Raw genomic sequence first — 17,087 nt, 5'->3', positions numbered from 1 at the left:
TGTGGTGCAGAACAACTCCGCAACCAGCGAGGAAAGTGCTGCCGCCAGCGAGGAGATGTCCGCGCAGGCGCAGATGCTCAAGGAGCTGGTGGGGCAGTTCAAATTTGTCGATGGAGAAGAAGCACCCGCGACCGGCGCACGCCCTGCCCCGGTGGAAGAGCGCTCCGTCAGTTCGGCTCAGAGGGAGCCGATGGCAGGCGGTGCGGCTTCCAAATATTGAGTTTCGGAAGAGAAACGGCTGCAAAATACAAAGAAACGGAAAAATCCCGGGGAATCCCGGGATTTTTCTTCCTGTTTTCATAAAAAGCTCTTGCACCGAGGGGAATCCTGTGGTATCATATTACAGCACTACGCATGGTGGTGGACTGTCCGTCTGTGTTTCCTTCGGAAACTGGCGGATGGGATGAAGCGCCAGAGGGTAAACTAAATTTATATTTTGGAGGAACTTAAGTCATGGCAAATTCTAGCATCGTATCCATGAAATCCCTGCTGGAGGCAGGCGTCCACTTCGGGCATCAGACCCGTCGGTGGAACCCCAAGATGGCTCCCTATATCTATACCGAGCGCAACGGCATCTATATCGTGGACCTGCAGAAGACCGTCCGCAAGCTGGAAGAGGCGTACAACTTTGTCCGCGATCTCTCCGCCGACGGCAAGAGCCTGCTGTTCGTGGGCACCAAGAAGCAGGCGCAGGACGCCATTCGCGAGGAGGCCCAGCGCTGCGGCCAGTATTTTGTGAATGCCCGCTGGCTTGGCGGCATGATGACCAACTTCAAGACCATGCGTACCCGCGTGGACCGTCTGCATCAGCTCAAGACCATGCAGGAGGACGGCACCTTCGACATGCTCCCCAAGAAGGAAGTCATGAAGCACCTGGGCGAAATTGCGAAGCTTGAGAAGTATCTGGGCGGCGTGGAGAACATGAAGACTCTTCCCGGCGCGCTGTTTATTGTGGATACCCGCAAGGAGCGCAACGCCATTGCCGAGGCCCACAAGCTGGGCATCCCCGTGGTGGCGATTGCCGATACCAACTGCGATCCCGATGAGATTGATTACGTCATCCCCGGCAACGACGACGCCATCCGCGCCATCAAGCTGATCTCCTCCATCATGGCAAACGCCATGCTGGAAGGCCGTCAGGGCGAGCAGATGGAGGACGCTGCCGCCGAGGCTCCCGCAGCCGAGTCCGCCCAGTAAGACGGCTCCCCGGCACGGGTATATCTAATCATCAAAATTGGAGGAAAAACGAAGATGGCTATTACAGCTACTGACGTAAAGAACCTGCGCGAAATGACTGGCGTGGGTATGATGGACTGCAAGAAGGCTTTGGCCGCCACCGACGGCGACATTGACAAGGCCGTTGAATGGCTGCGTGAAAAGGGCATGGCTGCTTCCGCGAAGAAGGCCGGCCGCATCGCTGCCGAAGGCGTGGCCCTGGCAGAGGTAATCGACGGCGTGGGCGCTCTGGTTGAGGTGAACGCCGAGACGGACTTCGTGGGCAAGAACGAGAAGTTTGTGGATTTCGTCAAGGGCGTGGCCGCCACGGTGGCAAAGCAGAATCCCGCCGATCTGGACGCGCTGATGGAGTGCAAGTACGATGGCAGTGATCTCACCGTCACCCAGCAGCAGCAGGAGATGGTGCTGGTCATCGGCGAGAACATCAAGGTCCGCCGTTTCATCCGTTTTGCCGAAGGCATCTCCGTTCCCTATGTCCATGCCGGCGGTAAAATCGGTGTGCTGGTGAACTTCAAGACTGACTTGCCCGCCGAGAAGGTGGAGGCCGTGGGTAAGGACGTGGCTATGCAGATCGCCGCGCTGAATCCCCGCTTCTGGGACAAGTCTGAGGTTTCTCAGGAGATTCTGGACGAGGAGATGAAGATTCTCGTGGCCCAGATGGCCAACGACCCCAAGATGGCTTCCAAGCCCGACGCGGTGAAGGAGAAGATCGCCTCCGGCAAGCTGAACAAGTTCTACGAGGAAAACTGCCTGTTGCAGCAGGAGTTTGTGAAGGACGGCAGCATGACCGTGGAGGGCTATATCGCTGCTTCCGCCAAGGCGCTGGGCGGCTCTGTCGCGTTTGTCTCCGCCGCCCGCTTTGAAAAGGGCGAGGGCATTGAGAAGAAGCAGGAGAACTTTGCCGACGAGATCGCTTCCATGGTGAAGGGCTAATTTCTTTTCGGAAATCTATTTTATTAAAGATAAAGAGCACGGCGACAGGAAAAGCTCCTGTCGCCGTGCTTTTTCCGTATGGGCTTTACCATCCGGAATTATGCGAAAAAACAGTCTGTCCCCATGGGAATGACGGTTGAATTTCCTGTTTTTTTGAGCGGGCCGGGACATTTTCCGGCCCACTCACTTTTTTTCCCGGGAAGCATAGACTGGACTGAAAGAAATTTTCTTTCACAGCTACTTAAATAGGAGGTATTGCAATGCCTGAAAAGATCATGCCCGGACCTGTGGATGACTCTCGCTGCATCCGCGAGGCGGTTTGCATTCACACCAAGAAGATTTTTGACTCGTGCAAAGACAAGGATTGTATCGAAGACTTGCGCTTCTATCCCAAGCTGCAGTACGTGGATGTCCTCAATCGCGCGGTTTCTCTGAAGGGCGGCACCGCAAAGCTGCTTTATGTGTACGTAGACGTGGAGCCGGTGACCTTCAACCGAGGCTGCTACACCGTCGACATGCGATTTTTCTATCAGGTGACGCTCCAGGCATACCTGTGCACGCCAAGTCCCGTGACCGTGGAAGGTTTGTGTGTGTTCGACAAACGCGTCCTGCTGTTTGGCAGCGAGGGCGGCGCCAGAGTTTTCTCCTCTGATACCTGCACCGTGGATAGCCAGTGCCTGCGTACCGGGAGTGCGCCCACCGCAGTGGTTGAGGCTGTCGACCCCATCGTGCTGGACGCGAAGCTGGTAGACGTGTGCGGCTGCCGTCCCTGCGACTGCGACCTGTGCGAAATTCCGACGTTTATCAGCGACTATTTCGACGGCGAGCTCAGTTCCGGCGAGGACGGGCGGAGAGTGTACGTCACTCTGGGCCAGTTCTCCATCGTGCGGCTGGAGCGGGATACACAGTTGCTGATCCCCGTGTACGACTACTGCATGCCCCAGAAGGAGTGCTCCGGTTCCGGTGGAACCGACCCCGCCCAAGACCCATGCGGCCTGTTCCGCAACATCAGCTTCCCTGTGGGCGAGTTCTTCCCGCCCAACACGGTCAGCCGCTGCGAAACCTACGAGGAGACGAAAAACTACTGCAAGTGCTGCAAGTAAATGCAAAAAGCGCCCGGTATTTTCGAATACCGGGCGCTTTTTTCCTTCAATTTTTCCGGCATAAAGGGGGACGGGCCTTCATATGGTTGGGTATCGGACAAGGAGGAGCGGAGATGAAGGAACGGGAAGAGATTGCCAGATACCGGCAGGCTGCTGCCTTTCTGCCGGTGCGGCTGCGCAAGCTGGCGGACACGCTGCCGGAAGAAAAAAAAGCGGTGGCGGAGGAATTTCGCATTAGAACAGGCAGGCCCATGACGGTGCTGCTGCCCGAGGGGGAAAGCAGCCCGTGGGGAACCGAGCCTTCGGTGGAGCCGGAGGAGTTGGAGACGCTATGTGACTTGGGCGCCGAATTTTCCCGCTATGCTGCCGCCGAAACACTGCGAGAGGGATTTTTGCCTGTGCGGGGCGGCTTTCGCATCGGCTTTTGCGGCTCCGCAGTCATGAAGGGCGGCGTGTGCACAAACCTGACGGACTTGTCCTCCGCCAACGTGCGGATTGCCCGGGAAAAGACAGGCATCGCGGAGGAGCTTTCGGAGCGGCTTTTATCCGATGGCAAGTTTGAAAGTACACTGCTGCTGTCCCCGCCGGGAGGGGGGAAAACCACGCTGCTGCGGGATTTGATTCGCTGTGTCTCTCAAAAGGGACTGCGTGTGGGTCTTGCGGACGAGCGGGGAGAGGTGGCGGTCTGCTACCGGGGACGGCCCCAGATGGACGTTGGCCCCTGCACCGATGTGCTGGATGGCTGCCCAAAGGCCGCCGCCATCCCCATGCTGCTGCGGACCATGAACCCCCAGATTGTGGCCGCCGACGAAATCACGGCGGAGGAGGATATCCGGGCCATGACCATGGCTGCGGGCTGCGGTGTGAGGTTGCTGGCCACCATCCATGCCGCCAATGTGGAAGAGCTTTCGCATAGGCCACTGTACAGGCAGCTTTTGAAGACGAAGGTATTTCGCCGTGCGGTGTGCATCCGGCGAACCGCGGAGGGGCGGAGTTATGAATTGGAGGAGCTGCCGTGAAAGCGCTGGGCAGTTTGCTGCTGCTGCTGGGCTTTGGCGCAATCTGGCTGGGGGAGCTGCGCCGCCGCCAGCGGGAAACGGAGGCGCTGGACGAGCTGATCACCGCGCTGGAGGAACTCTCCGCAGGCATCCGCCTGACCCGCACGCCCCTGCCCCGGCTTTTGCGGCAGGTGGGCCGGTCCCGGCGAAGTGAAGACGTGATGGTATGGTTGACCGGGGCGGCGGATTCGCTGGAGCGGGGAGAGTCGCTGCGCCCTGCGTGGGAAAACGCCTGTCGCTGTCTTCCGATCGAGGACGATGCACAGGTAATTGTCGCTGGATTGGGGTACAGGCTGTCGGGTGACGAAACGGAAATTTGTAAGGGAATTTCACTTTCCACAGATTGGCTTAGAAAGAGAGCGGAAGAGCGACGAAAGGATAAACGGGATTGTTTCAGGCAGACCACGGCGGTCTGCTTTTCCGCCGCCGCGCTGCTGCTGATTCTCCTGCTGTAAAGGACATACGAAAGGAATATTTACCATGGACGTTGATTTAATCTTTCGGATTGCCGCTATCGGAATTCTGGTGGCGGTGCTGAACCAGCTCCTTGTGCGATCCGGCCGGGAGGAGCAGGCCATGATGACGACACTGGCGGGTCTGGTGGTGGTTCTGATGATGATGGTGCGGCAGATCAGCGATCTGTTTGAGCTCATCAAAACGCTGTTTGGCTTTTGATGGGACAGGTCATGCAGATCACGCTGGTGTGCGTGGTGACGGCGCTGCTGGCCGCGGCGGTGCGTCGGGGCGCACCCGAGGCGGCTCTGCTACTGGGGTTGGCCGCCGCCGTGGCGGCGGTGCTCGCTCTGTCCGAAAGCCTGCGGAGCCTGATGGACTTTTTCGGGGAGCTTATGGCCCGGACGGGGGTATCCAACGAGCTGTTTGTGCCGCTTTACAAAACCGTGGGCATCGCGCTGGTGGTGAAGATTGGAAGCGGGCTGTGCAAGGATGCGGGAGCAGCGGCGCTGGCCTCCGCTGTGGAAATTGCGGGGGCGGTGTGCGCCTTGCTGGCGGCGCTGCCGCTGCTGAAAAAGGCGATGGACGTCCTGTTGGAGCTGATGGGATGAAACGATGGCTTTTGGCACTGGTTCTGGCGCTGCTGGTTACCCTTCCTGTTTCTGCCGCTGAGGTGCCGGACGAGCTATGGGATGCGTTACCGGAGGGGACGGAATCAATTTTGGAAAACGCGGACCTGTCCGGCGCGGACCCGCTGGGCGGAGGCGCGGCCCAGATTTTTCAGAATCTCATGGGACAGGCAAGGTCCGTATTGCTTCAGCGACTGCGGGGCGCCGTGAGCATTTTGCTGGTGGTGCTGTTGTGCGGTGCGGTGGAAGGCTTCTCCCAGACCGCCGGCGGCACGGGACCCAAGCTGGTGCTGGCAGCGGGGGCGCTGTCGGTGACGCTGCTGACGGCGGGAAGCTTTGAAAGCCTGATCGGAATGGGCGGCGGAACCATTCAGGAATTGAACGAATTTGCAAGGATTCTGCTGCCGGTGCTGGCGGCGGCCACGGCCGTCAGCGGTTCCATCACCACCGCCACGGTACAGCAGGTGACGGCGGTATTGTTTACGGGGCTACTTTTAAAGCTGATTCAGGAACTGCTGCTGCCGCTGACATATCTTTACATCGGAACGCTCACCGCCGCGGCGTGTCTTCCCGGGGGGCGGCTGGGAAACATCGCGGAGGCAATGCGCAAGTGCATCTCATGGATTCTGTGCGGGGCGCTGACGGCGTTTACCATCTATCTTTCCATCGCCCATGTCATCTCCGGCGCGACGGACGCAACCGCGGTGAAGCTGGCAAGTTCTGCGGTCGCCGGGATGGTACCCGTGGTGGGAAGCATTATCGCTGAGGCGGCGGAAACGGTGCTGGCCGGGGCGGGGATGCTGAAAAACGCCATCGGCATTTTCGGAACGCTGGCGGTGCTGGCGGCTTGCGCGTGGCCCTTTTTACACTTGGGCATTCAATATCTCCTGTACAAGCTGGCGGGCTTTTTGGCGGGGGTCATCGGGTCTCCGGAGCTGTGCAAGCTTATCGACGGCCTTGGCAGTGCTTTCGGGCTGGTGCTGGGGATGACGGGTGCCAGCGCACTGTTGCTGCTGATCGCGATTTTGTCTTCCGTGGCAGCGGTTGCGTGAAAGGGGGAGGGACGCAATGATTGAGGCAATCAGAGGCTGGATTATTTCTGTGGGAGCGGCGGCCTTTCTCGTGTCTTTATCCCAAAGTCTGATTCCGGAGGGGACGGTGCGGAAAATTGCGGGTTTCGCCGGGGGCCTGGTGCTGCTGCTGGTGATGCTGAAGCCCTTCCCGGGGGTAGACGTAAGCGGACTGGAACTGGGATATGAAGACTATGCGGTGGAAATCCAGCAGCGCCAGACGGAGTTGAAGGAGCAGAGCAATCAGACGATGGGAGAACTCATAGCGGACAAGACGGAAGCATATATTTTGGACAAAGCCGCGGAGCTGGGAGTCTCATGCACCGTCCGGGTACTGATGGAGCCGGGAGAGGATGGCACGCCCGTTCCGACGGGGGCGGAACTGACCGGGGAGAAATCGGACGCGCTGGCGGACTATATGGAGCGGGAGCTGGGAATTCCAAAGGAGAGGCAGGTCTATCATGAAACAGGCTGAGACGGTAAAAAAACTCTGGAACCGCTGGAAATACGCGGTTCTGGTGGCGGCGGCGGGCGTGGCGCTGCTTTTGCTGCCCTCCGGGAACAACAAAAGCGCCGACACGGTTCCGGAAGAGCATGTACAGGATGTGGTGCAGGAGACGCAGGCAAATATGGAGAAAATATTGACAAAAATTGACGGCGTGGGCGAACTGCACCTGATGCTGACGGCGGACACGGGTACGGAGCGCAGTCTGGCGCAGGACACGGATTTGAGTTACAGCGGAGACACCGCCGCGCCCACGGATTATCAGCGAAAAAGCGAGACGGTGCTTGCGGGAAAAAGCGGCGCGCAGGAGCCGGTGGTGACGGGGACCAGATGTCCCACATTTCGGGGCGCGCTGGTGGTATGCCAGGGCGCGGGAGACGCACAGGTTCGTCTGGCGGTGACGGCTGCGGTGGCTGCGCTGACGGGTCTGGGCTCGGATCGGATTACGGTGGTTAAATGTCAGTGATATTTTGGAGGAGGAAGCGGAACATGAGAGGAAACTGGAAACGCTATACCGTGGTGGTGACCATGCTGGTGCTGATCTGCGCGGCGGCGGCCCTGAACTGGCAGGCGACGCAGAACGCCGCTCCGGCGGGAGCCGGAAGCTCCGGGCAGTCGGGCGGCAAGCTGCTGGGCGAGGCGGCCCTTGTCTCCGGCGGAGACGGATCCGCCGCGCCGGTGGACGAGACGGGAGTTTACACGGGGTCGGATTATTTCGCTTCCGCCCGCCTGACCCGCCAGCAGGCACGGGATTCCGCCGTGTCGCTGCTGCAGCAGGCAGCGGAGGAGGACGGTGCGTCTCAGGGCGCGCTTGATCAGGCGGCGGAGGGAATTCAGGCCATGGCGCAGTTCACCATGGCGGAGGCGCAGATCGAAAATCTGGTGACGGCCAAGGGCTATACCGACTGCGTGGCGTTTATGAGCGAGGACAGCCTCAGTGTGGTGGTGTCCACCGCCAGCGGAGAGCTTGCAGACACGGACGTGGCAAAAATCACAGATATCGCCATGACAGAGACGGGCTATCCCGCCGGAAATATCAAGATCATGGCGGCAAATTAGCTGTTGTAATTTTTGAAGAAGCATGGTAAACTAATATGCACGAAAGAAGGAGCCCGGCCAATGGTCGGGCGACGAAAAGGAGCGTGAATGCCATGGGTGAAGGCCGGGAATACATGATTCTGCCGGAGGAAAACGGCAGTATCAATATCGCGGAGGAAGTGATCGCCGCCATCGCTGTGGGCGCCGTCCGAGACGTGGAAGGCGTGTCCGGGATGATCGGCGGCATGGGCGGCAGCGTGACCGACCTGATGAACAAGAAAAACGCCAGAAAGGGCACGCGGGGCGTGAAAATCGACATGACCGGCGCGTCTCTTGCGCTGGACGTGTACCTGACGATTTCTTACGGACACCCCATTCCCGAGGTGGCGGAGAACGCGCAAAAGGCCGTCGTTTCCTCGGTGGAGGCCATGACCGGCTGCCCGGTGGGCACGGTGAACATTCATGTGGACGGCGTGACGCTGGACTGAGAAAGATAGAGGAAGAAACGGGTTATGGTACGGAACGTTGCACGGGAAATCGCCATCCATCTGGCCTATGAACTGAGCTTTACGGATGTGACGGCGGAGGAGCTGCTGGATGAGCGGCTGACGGCGGAGCGCTTTGCAACCCTTGCGGGGGAAGACCCGCTTTACGCCGACGCGCCCAACGAAAAGCAGGCGGACTATATCCGCCGACTGGTTCTGGGCGTGCGGGAGCACGCGGCCGAGCTGGACGGCTACATTTCCAAATATGCGGTGGGCTGGAGCTTTGCCCGGATTCCTCTGGTAGCCTCCGCCATTATGCGGGTGTGCATGTACGAGGTTCTCTACATGCAGGACGTTCCCAACGGCGCGGCCATTAACGAGGCCGTGGAAATCTCCAAAAAATATGAGACGCCGGAGACGGTGAAGTTTATCAACGGAATTCTCGGCAGCTTTGCCCGCCAGGAATGTCCGCAGGATTGATTAAAAACAGGGCGGGCAGTCATGCCCGCCTTGTTTTTTGCCCAAATACGAAAGAACCGCAAGGAAGAAGGTGCGTTCGTGGAACAGCCTGTCTATCAGGTTTCTCAGGTCAACGAATATGTGAAGGCTCTGCTGGACGGAGAGCCGATTTTACAGGACATTCTGGTGAGGGGGGAGCTGTCCAACTACAAGATTTACCCCTCGGGACACCACTATTTTACGCTGAAGGATAAGGACAGCGCGCTGCGGTGCGTCATGTTTCGATCTCAGGCCCAAAGACTGCGGTTCCGCCCTGAAAACGGCATGAAGGCCATTGCCCAGGGGCGGATTTCCGTCTTTCCAAGAGACGGGGCCTATCAGCTTTACTGCGGCGGCCTGTCGCCGGACGGGGTGGGCGATCTGGCGGTGGCCTTTGATCAGCTCAAGGCAAAGCTGCTGGAGGAGGGCCTGTTTGATGAGGCCCACAAAAAACCCCTGCCCCGCTATCCCCGACGAATCGCCATTGTCACTTCCTCCGCCGGGGCAGCCATTCACGACATGCTCCGCATTCTGCGGCGCAGATTTCCCGCCGCCGAGGTTGCGCTGCTGCCGGTGCGGGTGCAGGGGGCGGAGGCCCCGGCGGAAATTGCGGGAGCCATCCGGTATGCAAACCGCTATAAGGTGGGAGACTTGATTATTACGGGCCGGGGCGGCGGGTCCATGGAGGACCTGTGGGCCTTCAACGACGAGCGGGTGGCCCGGGCCATCTACGAGTCTGAGCTTCCGGTGATCTCCGCCGTGGGCCACGAGCCGGATGTGACTATCTCCGATTTTGTGGCGGATGTACGGGCGTCCACTCCCTCCAATGCGGCGGAAATCGCCGTGCCCGACCAATTGGAGCTGCTTCGGTGGCTTCGGGGCGCAGGAGAACGCATGGCGCAGGCAGAGGAAATGAAGCTTCAATTGTGCCGCCGCCGTCTTCAGGCGCTTGCCGAAAAGCGGGTGATGAAGGACCAGCTTGCCTTTGTGCAGGACAGGCGGATGCTGCTGACCCACTTGCAGCAGCGGCTGGGGGACCTTTCGGAGAAAAGCGTGGGCGCGAAGCGACAGAGATTTTCCGCGCTGGCCGCGTCGCTGGATGCCATGAGTCCTCTAAAGGTTTTGGGTCGGGGTTACGCCGTGGCCCGGAACGGGCAGGGCATCCTCAAAAGCTATCGGGACGCACCCCCGGGCAGCCGCATCGAGGTGGCGCTGGGAGAAGGGTCCCTTGAATGTACCGTTGAGAAAGGAAGACCGTGATGGCTGGAAAGAAAAAAGAAGAACCCCAGACCTTTGAGCAGCAGATTGCACGTCTGGAGGAGATTGTGGCCCGGATGGAAAAAGGAGACGCGGAGCTGGCGGACTCCCTTGCGCTGTTCGACGAGGGAACGGGGTTGATTCACTCCTGCGGAAAGCTTCTGGACGAAGCGGAGCAAAAAGTGGTGCGCCTGATGAAGGGCGCGGACGGCGCGCCGGTGGAGCTACCCTTTGACACGGAGGACGAATCGGATGGATAAGGCGGCGTTTGACGCGCGGTACGGAGAATACCGTCAGGCGGTGGAGGACTACTTGGAGGGTTTGTTTTCGGACAAGCCCCACTGGGTCGATTTGTACGACGCCATGCGGTACAGCCTTCTTGCCGGGGGAAAGCGGCTGCGGCCCGTGCTGGCACTGGAAGCGGCCCGCCTGTGCGGGCTGGACTGGCAATTGGCGCTGCCCCCCGCCTGCGCGGTGGAGCTGATACACACCTACTCTCTCATCCACGACGACCTGCCCTGCATGGACGACGATGACCTGCGTCGGGGCAAGCCCACCAATCACAAGGTCTACGGCGAGACGCTGGCGGTACTGGCGGGAGACGCTCTCCAGCCGGAGGCGTTCCGCTTGATTTTATCGGCTCCCGGTCTTGGCGCGGTTCGCCGGGCAGACTGCGCACTGCTTCTGGCACAGGCAGCCGGGGCGGACGGCATGGTGGCCGGTCAGGTGCTGGACACGCTGCACAGCCCCCGTACCCGGGAGGAGCTTTTGGAGGTCCACAGTCTGAAAACTGGGGCCATGCTCCGGGGCGCGGCGCTGATGGGCTGCGCTGCCGCCGGCGCTGGGGAGGATCTGCGCGCGGCCCTTGGAAGCTATGCCCGGGAGCTGGGCGTGGCGTTTCAGATTCGGGACGACATGCTGGACGTGATGGGAGACGAACAAAGCCTCGGCAAAACCCTTGGCTCCGACAAAGCGGACGGGAAGACCACCTACGTGGATGTGCTGGGGCTGGAGGGCTGCGAAAACGCGGTGCGGATGTGCACCGCAGCGGCAAAGGCTGCGCTGGCGCGGCTTCCGGAGCATGAATTTTTGGACGATCTGGCGGACTCTCTGGCGGAGCGGACTGGCTGAGAAAGCAAACCGGTGTTCTAAAAATTCACACTTTGGATATACAAAAATCGTTGTATATTTATTAGGAACGTGCTATAATAAGCATGCTAAGCGGCGGCGCAGTATCCTAGTCAGTACTGCGTCTTTCAAGGAGGGGCTAAAAATCCTCTGAAGGGCATATCGATGAAACCCGTGGTGTCTGCTTGAAACGCCCAGTTTTGGGTGGATGCTGGGGGGAAGCGTGATTTCACGCTTGCGGACTCAGGGCGATGAGCAATGGCATGGTCAACCCGACCCTGTTTCTGTGGAGACCTGTTCTTGTGCGCGGACGTAATCCCATGTGGGTACCCGGCCCGCGTACGAAACAGATTATGAACCTGCAATGCGGTGCATCGGGCGGTTTCGTCCGTAACGCTGTGTGCAGATGTAGCCTGCCTTGCGTGGGCGCGGTGGATAGAGGATTCAGGCAGACTCCGCTCTGGCCAGAGAGGAAGATGCTATTGCCTTTTGAAACCCCGTCTGCAAAAGAGGCTAAAAAGACGCACAGACTGAGGTGGAAATCATCTAGGCTGTCGCAAGGGCGAAAAAAGGATTACAGTGCGGACTAAGTGGCAATCGGGTCGTGCGGACGGCAACGCCGCGACGAAGCGCCGAAAGGGGAACCGCCTCCATCGGCAACGAGAGGTGCGCTGCGGGGAAATCCAACCCGTACCTAAGCCGTAAGATTTACTTTTTTCACCGCCGCCGACTTAGTATTTAGAAAATTCGAACCGCCTCTTCCGGCGGAATTTCGCTGTGCCCGGGGAGGCAACAGATTGAGCAAAACAAAACGAAAACGAAAAAACGACGCGGAGCTGCCGCAGTACCGCTGGGCACTGCGGATATTTTTCATCGCCGTGGCGCTGTCCGCCGCGCTGAGCCTTGCTTCTGAAAGCGCGCTCACCGGGGCGGGGATCGCGGCGGCGCTTTTGGTTTTGGCGGGATTTATCGGACTTGGCATTTTATTTGATATTATCGGCGTTGCCGTCACCGCTGCGGACGAGCGACCCTTTCACTCCATGGCCGCCCACAAAGAGCCGGGTGCGTCGGAGGCAATTATGCTCCTTCGCAACGCCGGGCGCGTCAGCAGCTTCTGCAACGACGTGGTGGGCGATATCTGCGGCATCGTCTCCGGCACCACCGCCGCCGTCATCGTGGCTCGGCTTCAGATGCTACTGGATGTACACAGCGTGCTTTTGGGCGCGGGGGTCACGGCGGTTATTTCCGGCTTGACCATCGGCGGGAAGGCGCTGGGCAAATCACTGGCCATCAATCAGAGCACCCGCGTGGTGTTCCTTGCGGGAAAGATTTTGCACGTATTCCATCGCTTTTCCAAATGAAGAGCGGGGGTTCTCCGTAATTTTTGAAAAGAGAGACACCTATGATTCTTGAAACCATCAATTCTCCCGCGGACGTGAAAGCGCTGAGCCGCGGGGAGCTGGATACGCTGTGCGACGAGCTCCGGCGGTTTTTGATTGAGCAGGTTTCCCAAACCGGCGGTCACATGGCCTCCAATCTTGGCGTGGTGGAGCTGACGGTGGCAATCCATCGGGTGTTCGACACCGCCAGCGACCGGCTGGTGTTTGATGTGGGGCACCAATGCTATGTCCACAAGGCGCTGACGGGACGTAAAGAGCTGTTTGGCTCTTTGCGGCAGTTTGGCGGCCTGTCGGGCTTCCCTAAGCCCTATGAGAGCGAGCACGACGCGTTTGTGGCGGGCCACGCTTCCAACTCCGTCTCCGTGGCGCTGGGAATGGCCCGTGCCAGAACATTGGAGGGGAAGGACCACAGCGTTCTGGCCCTCATCGGGGATGGGGCGCTGTCCGGTGGACTTGCCTATGAGGGGCTGAACAATGCAGGTGCTTCCAAAGAGCCGCTAATTGTGATTTTAAATGACAACGGCATGTCCATCAACCCCAACGTGGGGGCGGTGAGCAGGCATCTGGGAAAAATCCGAAGCAAGCCTGCCTATTATCATTTTAAAAAGTGGTATCGAAGCCTGTTTGGCGCACAGCCCATGAAAAGCGGGCTTTACCGTTTTAATCACCGGATGAAAACCTCTTTGAAAAAAGCCCTGTGGCCTGGCAGTACCCTGTTTGAGGACATGGGGTTCAATTACTTAGGACCGATTAACGGACATGATATTGACCGGCTGTGCGACATGCTCCAATGGGCCAGAGAGCTGCGCTGTCCGGTGGTGGTCCACGTACACACGGAGAAGGGGCGGGGCTATGCACCGGCGGAGCGGGACCCAGGCAAGTTCCACGGCATCGGACCGTTCGACGCGGCGACCGGACTTTTAAAAAAGCCGGAGACAGAGAGTTTTTCCTCTGTTTTTGGAAAGACCCTTGTCTCCCTTGCCGCCCGGGACCCACGAGTGTGCGCCATCACCGCCGCCATGGCGGACGGAACGGGGCTGGACCTTTTTCAGAAGGAATTTCCAAAGCGGTTTTTTGATGTTGCCATTGCCGAGGGGCACGGCGCGGCCATGGCCGGGGGCCTTGCCTCGCAGGGGATGATCCCCGTATTCGCGGTGTATTCCACCTTTTTGCAGCGGAGCTATGACATGCTGCTCCACGATGTGGCGCTGGAGGGGCTTCATGTGGTGCTGGGGGTGGACCGGGCGGGCCTTGTGGGGAACGACGGAGAAACACACCACGGCGCGTTTGACGCGCTATTTTTGCCCACCGTTCCGGGGATGACAGTGTATTGCCCCGCCAGCTTTGCGGAGCTGCGGCAAATGCTGCGCAGCGCGGTTTTAGAGTGCCAAGGGCCGGTGGCCGTCCGCTATCCCAGAGGCGGCGAGGGCCGCTACCGGGAGGACGGCGGAGAAGCTGCCGCCGTGCGGCTGCGGGAAGGGAAGGACGTGACGATCCTGACCTATGGCGTGCTGGTGAATCAGGCGCTGGACGCGGCTGATTTGCTGGAGAAGCAGGGGGTTCGCGCCGGTGTGGTGAAGCTGAACCGCATTGCGCCGCTGGATTACGAGGATTTGGCGGCCGCGCTCTCCGGCTGCGAATGCATTCTCGCGGTGGAGGACTGCTGCGGCTCCGGCTGCGTAGGACAAAGAGTCGGCGGCATTCTTGCCGCCCGGGGCAGCGCACCCAAGCGAATGCTTTTCAAAAACCTTGGCCGCAGCTTTGTTCCGGCGGGGTCCGTTGAAGAGCTGCGGCACAGTCTTGGTTTGGACGCAGAGGGCGTTGTTAAGGCCGTTTTAGAGGGAATCCGTTGAGGACACCGCGTCATTTCGCGGGGAGGACATAGCATGAGTGAAAAGAAACGGCTTGACCTGCTGCTGGTGGAGCGGGGCTTGCTGGAAAGTCGGCAAAAGGCGCAGGCTGTTATCATGAGTGGTCTTGTATTTGTAAAGGGCCAGCGGGCGGACAAGCCCGGAACCGCCTATTCCGTGGACGAGGAAATCGAAGTTCGAGGCGGCGGTCTTGCCTATGTGAGCCGGGGCGGGCTGAAGCTTGAAAAGGCCATGTCCGTGTTTCCCATTGATTTGAAAGAGAGCATCTGCGGCGACATCGGAGCCTCCACCGGCGGCTTTACCGATTGTATGCTTCAAAACGGAGCAAAGAAGGTCTATGCCGTGGATGTGGGCTACGGTCAGCTTGCATGGAAGCTGCGGTCCGACCCGCGGGTGGTATGTTTGGAACGGACAAACGCCCGGTATCTCACCCACGAGCAGGTACCGGACGAGCTGGATTTTGCCAGCGTGGACGTGAGCTTTATCTCCCTGAAGCTGATTCTGCCCGCCCTGAGGGGACTTTTGAAGCAGGAAGGCGGCGCGGTGTGTCTCGTGAAGCCGCAATTTGAGGCAGGCCGGGAAAAGGTCGGTAAAAAAGGCGTGGTCCGGGACCCGGAAGTACACCGCGAGGTGCTGGAGCATTTTTTGGACCATGCAAAGGAATCTGACTTTACAGTGGCTGGATTGACATACTCTCCTATTCGAGGACCTGAGGGCAACATCGAGTATCTGGGGTTCTTGCGCTGCGGTGCGTCGGAAGAGGCGCCGGGCTTTGATTTGCGGGCGCTGGTAGAGGAATCGCACACGGACCTGCCGGAGAAGGGAGGCGCGGAGACATGAAAGAGGGCAAAAAGATTATTCTTTGTCCCAATCCTAGTCGGGATCGGGATATGAGCGCCACAAAAGCTGCCCGGGCGATTTTGCACGAGTGCGGCTTCCGGACGGTGGTGTGTTCGCCCTTCCGCGACCAACGGGAGGGAACCTCCTTTGCGGATTTGGAGGTGCGCCCGCTGACCCACGAGCTGCGCTCGGCGGACCTGCTGATTACGCTGGGCGGAGACGGCACGATTCTGCATCTTGCCAAATTGGCGGCGCTGAATAAGGTGCCGGTGCTGGGCGTCAACACAGGGAGTCTTGGTTTCATCGCAGAGCTGGAGCTGGGCGAGCTGGAGATGCTGCGGCGGCTGGCAGTCTGGGATTTTGAAACGGAGAGCAGGATGATGCTGGACGTGAATGTCCTGCGGAACGGGCGATCTGTCTACACGAATCTGGGGCTGAATGACGCTGTGATCCGGGAAGGTCCTATCTCTCATGTGATTCATCTGCGGATTGAGTCTGACGGTCATCATCTGGCGGACATTGCCGGAGACGGTGTGATTATCGCCACGCCCACCGGGTCTACGGCTTATTCTCTCTCTGCCGGCGGCCCCGTGGTGGAGCCAGAGGCCGAGGCCATGGTGGTCTGCCCCATCTGTACGCATAATATGCGGTTTTCTTCGTATGTTCTCTCGCCCGGACACACACTGTCCATCCGCACAGAGCGAAACGGACGCAAACCGGTGTATCTGTTTGTAGACGAGAGCAGGGGGTTTTCCCTCCATGCGGAAGACGAGGTGCAGGTGCGCCGGTCCAAGTACGAGCTGAAGCTGGTGCGGCTGACCGAAAAAAGTTTTTGTGAAATCTTTGCAAGAAAAATGCTGCCGGGAGGACAGGAAGATGAAAAATGAACGGCAAATGCTGATTTTGGAGATCATCGGGCAGGAGGATATCGAGACGCAGGAGCAGCTTTTGGAGCGGCTGCAGGCCCGAGGCGTGTCCAGCACGCAGGCCACCATTTCCCGGGATATCAAGCAGATGCACCTCATAAAGGAGCCAGTGGGGCACGGGGTGTATAAATATTCTGTGTCTGGAAACCGAACCCGTCTGAATTTCGCAGAGAAGCTGCGCACAATCTTCCGGGAGAGCATCACGGGTATTGAAAACGCACAAAACATCGTGGTGGTGAAAACTATGCCGGGACTGGCAAGTGCCGCCTGCGCCGCATTGGACGACATGGATTTGGGCTATATGCTGGGAAGTCTGGCGGGGGACGACACCGCGTTTTTGGTGATGAGGGACACCGCTTCGGCAGAAACCTTCTGCAAAGAAATTCAGGAAATGATCAACGTGTAAAGGGAAGTATCATTACAGAATAGAAAAGGGGGAGGAAGCCATGCTGGAGCTGCTGCACATTGAAAATATCGCAGTGATCGAGCAGGCGGACATTCAGTTCCGCCCGGGCTTCAACGCCCTCACCGGCGAAACCGGCGCGGGCAAATCCATTGTCATTGACGCTATGGGTGCGGTGCTGGGGGGCAGAACCTCTCGGGACCTGATTCGCACCGGCAGCAAGCGGGCGCTGGTCAGTGCGGAGTTTTCTGGAG

22 protein-coding genes and 1 pseudogene are annotated in these 17,087 nt (G+C 59.1%); all 23 read left to right on the top strand.

Annotated elements, in window-relative coordinates:
* Window positions 1-220: pseudogene (locus B2W96_RS08100) on the top strand (methyl-accepting chemotaxis protein); the annotation flags it as partial.
* A 233-nt stretch (window positions 221-453) separates the two neighbouring features.
* Window positions 454-1,197, top strand: a complete 744-nt coding sequence (gene rpsB, locus B2W96_RS08095; protein ID WP_293009781.1) for a 30S ribosomal protein S2 — start codon at window positions 454-456, stop codon at window positions 1,195-1,197.
* A 54-nt stretch (window positions 1,198-1,251) separates the two neighbouring features.
* Window positions 1,252-2,169, top strand: coding sequence for a translation elongation factor Ts (gene tsf, locus B2W96_RS08090; RefSeq protein ID WP_293009780.1), 918 nt, complete (start codon window positions 1,252-1,254; stop codon window positions 2,167-2,169).
* A 260-nt stretch (window positions 2,170-2,429) separates the two neighbouring features.
* Window positions 2,430-3,272, top strand: a complete 843-nt coding sequence (locus B2W96_RS08085; protein WP_293009779.1) for a hypothetical protein — start codon at window positions 2,430-2,432, stop codon at window positions 3,270-3,272.
* A gap of 113 nt (window positions 3,273-3,385) precedes the next feature.
* Entirely contained in the window at window positions 3,386-4,291 is a 906-nt protein-coding gene (locus tag B2W96_RS08080) for a stage III sporulation protein AA (RefSeq protein ID WP_293009778.1), read from the top strand.
* Window positions 4,288-4,785 (top strand): stage III sporulation protein AB, encoded by a 498-nt coding sequence (locus B2W96_RS08075; protein WP_293009777.1) that lies wholly within the window; start codon window positions 4,288-4,290, stop codon window positions 4,783-4,785. The genes B2W96_RS08080 and B2W96_RS08075 overlap by 4 nt, the downstream gene beginning before the upstream one ends.
* 25 nt (window positions 4,786-4,810) lie before the next feature.
* Window positions 4,811-5,005 (top strand): stage III sporulation protein AC, encoded by a 195-nt coding sequence (gene spoIIIAC, locus B2W96_RS08070; RefSeq protein WP_293009776.1) that lies wholly within the window; start codon window positions 4,811-4,813, stop codon window positions 5,003-5,005.
* Window positions 5,006-5,016: 11 nt separating this feature from the next.
* Window positions 5,017-5,394, top strand: a complete 378-nt coding sequence (locus B2W96_RS08065) for a SpoIIIAC/SpoIIIAD family protein (protein ID WP_293009775.1) — start codon at window positions 5,017-5,019, stop codon at window positions 5,392-5,394.
* Window positions 5,391-6,464, top strand: coding sequence for a stage III sporulation protein AE (locus B2W96_RS08060; protein WP_293009774.1), 1,074 nt, complete (start codon window positions 5,391-5,393; stop codon window positions 6,462-6,464). Before B2W96_RS08065 ends, B2W96_RS08060 begins: the two co-directional genes overlap by 4 nt.
* 16 nt (window positions 6,465-6,480) lie before the next feature.
* Window positions 6,481-6,957, top strand: a complete 477-nt coding sequence (locus B2W96_RS08055; protein WP_293009773.1) for a stage III sporulation protein AF — start codon at window positions 6,481-6,483, stop codon at window positions 6,955-6,957.
* Window positions 6,944-7,453: a hypothetical protein gene (locus B2W96_RS08050; protein WP_293009772.1), complete on the top strand. Its 510-nt coding sequence runs from the start codon at window positions 6,944-6,946 to the stop codon at window positions 7,451-7,453. The genes B2W96_RS08055 and B2W96_RS08050 overlap by 14 nt, the downstream gene beginning before the upstream one ends.
* A 23-nt stretch (window positions 7,454-7,476) precedes the next feature.
* Entirely contained in the window at window positions 7,477-8,046 is a 570-nt protein-coding gene (locus B2W96_RS08045; protein WP_293009771.1) for a SpoIIIAH-like family protein, read from the top strand.
* Window positions 8,047-8,138: 92 nt separating this feature from the next.
* Entirely contained in the window at window positions 8,139-8,513 is a 375-nt protein-coding gene (locus B2W96_RS08040) for an Asp23/Gls24 family envelope stress response protein (protein ID WP_293009770.1), read from the top strand.
* 24 nt (window positions 8,514-8,537) lie between these two features.
* Window positions 8,538-8,990: a transcription antitermination factor NusB gene (gene nusB, locus B2W96_RS08035; RefSeq protein WP_293009769.1), complete on the top strand. Its 453-nt coding sequence runs from the start codon at window positions 8,538-8,540 to the stop codon at window positions 8,988-8,990.
* 21 nt (window positions 8,991-9,011) lie between these two features.
* Window positions 9,012-10,268, top strand: a complete 1,257-nt coding sequence (gene xseA, locus B2W96_RS08030) for an exodeoxyribonuclease VII large subunit (protein WP_293009768.1) — start codon at window positions 9,012-9,014, stop codon at window positions 10,266-10,268.
* Window positions 10,268-10,525 (top strand): exodeoxyribonuclease VII small subunit, encoded by a 258-nt coding sequence (xseB, locus tag B2W96_RS08025; RefSeq protein WP_293009767.1) that lies wholly within the window; start codon window positions 10,268-10,270, stop codon window positions 10,523-10,525. The genes xseA and xseB overlap by 1 nt, the downstream gene beginning before the upstream one ends.
* Window positions 10,518-11,396, top strand: coding sequence for a polyprenyl synthetase family protein (locus tag B2W96_RS08020; RefSeq protein ID WP_293009766.1), 879 nt, complete (start codon window positions 10,518-10,520; stop codon window positions 11,394-11,396). Before xseB ends, B2W96_RS08020 begins: the two co-directional genes overlap by 8 nt.
* A 794-nt stretch (window positions 11,397-12,190) precedes the next feature.
* Window positions 12,191-12,754 carry a hypothetical protein gene (locus tag B2W96_RS08015; protein ID WP_293009765.1) on the top strand — a complete coding sequence of 188 codons (564 nt, stop codon included), beginning with the start codon at window positions 12,191-12,193 and terminating at the stop codon, window positions 12,752-12,754.
* A 41-nt stretch (window positions 12,755-12,795) separates the two neighbouring features.
* Window positions 12,796-14,646 carry a 1-deoxy-D-xylulose-5-phosphate synthase gene (gene dxs, locus B2W96_RS08010; protein WP_293009764.1) on the top strand — a complete coding sequence of 617 codons (1,851 nt, stop codon included), beginning with the start codon at window positions 12,796-12,798 and terminating at the stop codon, window positions 14,644-14,646.
* Window positions 14,647-14,679: 33 nt separating this feature from the next.
* Window positions 14,680-15,504 (top strand): TlyA family RNA methyltransferase, encoded by an 825-nt coding sequence (locus B2W96_RS08005; protein ID WP_293009763.1) that lies wholly within the window; start codon window positions 14,680-14,682, stop codon window positions 15,502-15,504.
* Entirely contained in the window at window positions 15,501-16,391 is an 891-nt protein-coding gene (locus tag B2W96_RS08000; protein WP_293009762.1) for an NAD(+)/NADH kinase, read from the top strand. Before B2W96_RS08005 ends, B2W96_RS08000 begins: the two co-directional genes overlap by 4 nt.
* Window positions 16,381-16,836, top strand: coding sequence for an arginine repressor (locus B2W96_RS07995; RefSeq protein WP_293009761.1), 456 nt, complete (start codon window positions 16,381-16,383; stop codon window positions 16,834-16,836). The genes B2W96_RS08000 and B2W96_RS07995 overlap by 11 nt, the downstream gene beginning before the upstream one ends.
* A 40-nt stretch (window positions 16,837-16,876) precedes the next feature.
* Window positions 16,877-17,087 (top strand): AAA family ATPase (locus B2W96_RS07990; RefSeq protein WP_293009760.1); only part of this gene is annotated, 211 nt, incomplete at its 3' end.

The organism is Oscillibacter sp. UBA6647, from assembly GCA_002455655.1.
In the GTDB taxonomy this organism is placed as follows: domain Bacteria; phylum Bacillota; class Clostridia; order Oscillospirales; family Oscillospiraceae; genus Oscillibacter.
Note: the sequence above shows the minus strand (reverse complement) of the source record. Positions and strands in the feature narration are given on the sequence as shown.

Coding starts and splice junctions, on each gene's coding strand:
- rpsB (WP_293009781.1), top strand. CDS start 454: ATGGCAAATTCTAGCATCGTATCCATGAAATCCCTGCTGGAGGCAGGC.
- tsf (WP_293009780.1), top strand. CDS start 1,252: ATGGCTATTACAGCTACTGACGTAAAGAACCTGCGCGAAATGACTGGC.
- B2W96_RS08085 (WP_293009779.1), top strand. CDS start 2,430: ATGCCTGAAAAGATCATGCCCGGACCTGTGGATGACTCTCGCTGCATC.
- B2W96_RS08080 (WP_293009778.1), top strand. CDS start 3,386: ATGAAGGAACGGGAAGAGATTGCCAGATACCGGCAGGCTGCTGCCTTT.
- spoIIIAC (WP_293009776.1), top strand. CDS start 4,811: ATGGACGTTGATTTAATCTTTCGGATTGCCGCTATCGGAATTCTGGTG.
- B2W96_RS08065 (WP_293009775.1), top strand. CDS start 5,017: ATGCAGATCACGCTGGTGTGCGTGGTGACGGCGCTGCTGGCCGCGGCG.
- B2W96_RS08060 (WP_293009774.1), top strand. CDS start 5,391: ATGAAACGATGGCTTTTGGCACTGGTTCTGGCGCTGCTGGTTACCCTT.
- B2W96_RS08055 (WP_293009773.1), top strand. CDS start 6,481: ATGATTGAGGCAATCAGAGGCTGGATTATTTCTGTGGGAGCGGCGGCC.
- B2W96_RS08050 (WP_293009772.1), top strand. CDS start 6,944: ATGAAACAGGCTGAGACGGTAAAAAAACTCTGGAACCGCTGGAAATAC.
- B2W96_RS08045 (WP_293009771.1), top strand. CDS start 7,477: ATGAGAGGAAACTGGAAACGCTATACCGTGGTGGTGACCATGCTGGTG.
- B2W96_RS08040 (WP_293009770.1), top strand. CDS start 8,139: ATGGGTGAAGGCCGGGAATACATGATTCTGCCGGAGGAAAACGGCAGT.
- nusB (WP_293009769.1), top strand. CDS start 8,538: ATGGTACGGAACGTTGCACGGGAAATCGCCATCCATCTGGCCTATGAA.
- xseA (WP_293009768.1), top strand. CDS start 9,012: ATGCCCGCCTTGTTTTTTGCCCAAATACGAAAGAACCGCAAGGAAGAA.
- xseB (WP_293009767.1), top strand. CDS start 10,268: ATGGCTGGAAAGAAAAAAGAAGAACCCCAGACCTTTGAGCAGCAGATT.
- B2W96_RS08020 (WP_293009766.1), top strand. CDS start 10,518: ATGGATAAGGCGGCGTTTGACGCGCGGTACGGAGAATACCGTCAGGCG.
- dxs (WP_293009764.1), top strand. CDS start 12,796: ATGATTCTTGAAACCATCAATTCTCCCGCGGACGTGAAAGCGCTGAGC.
- B2W96_RS08005 (WP_293009763.1), top strand. CDS start 14,680: ATGAGTGAAAAGAAACGGCTTGACCTGCTGCTGGTGGAGCGGGGCTTG.
- B2W96_RS08000 (WP_293009762.1), top strand. CDS start 15,501: ATGAAAGAGGGCAAAAAGATTATTCTTTGTCCCAATCCTAGTCGGGAT.
- B2W96_RS07995 (WP_293009761.1), top strand. CDS start 16,381: ATGAAAAATGAACGGCAAATGCTGATTTTGGAGATCATCGGGCAGGAG.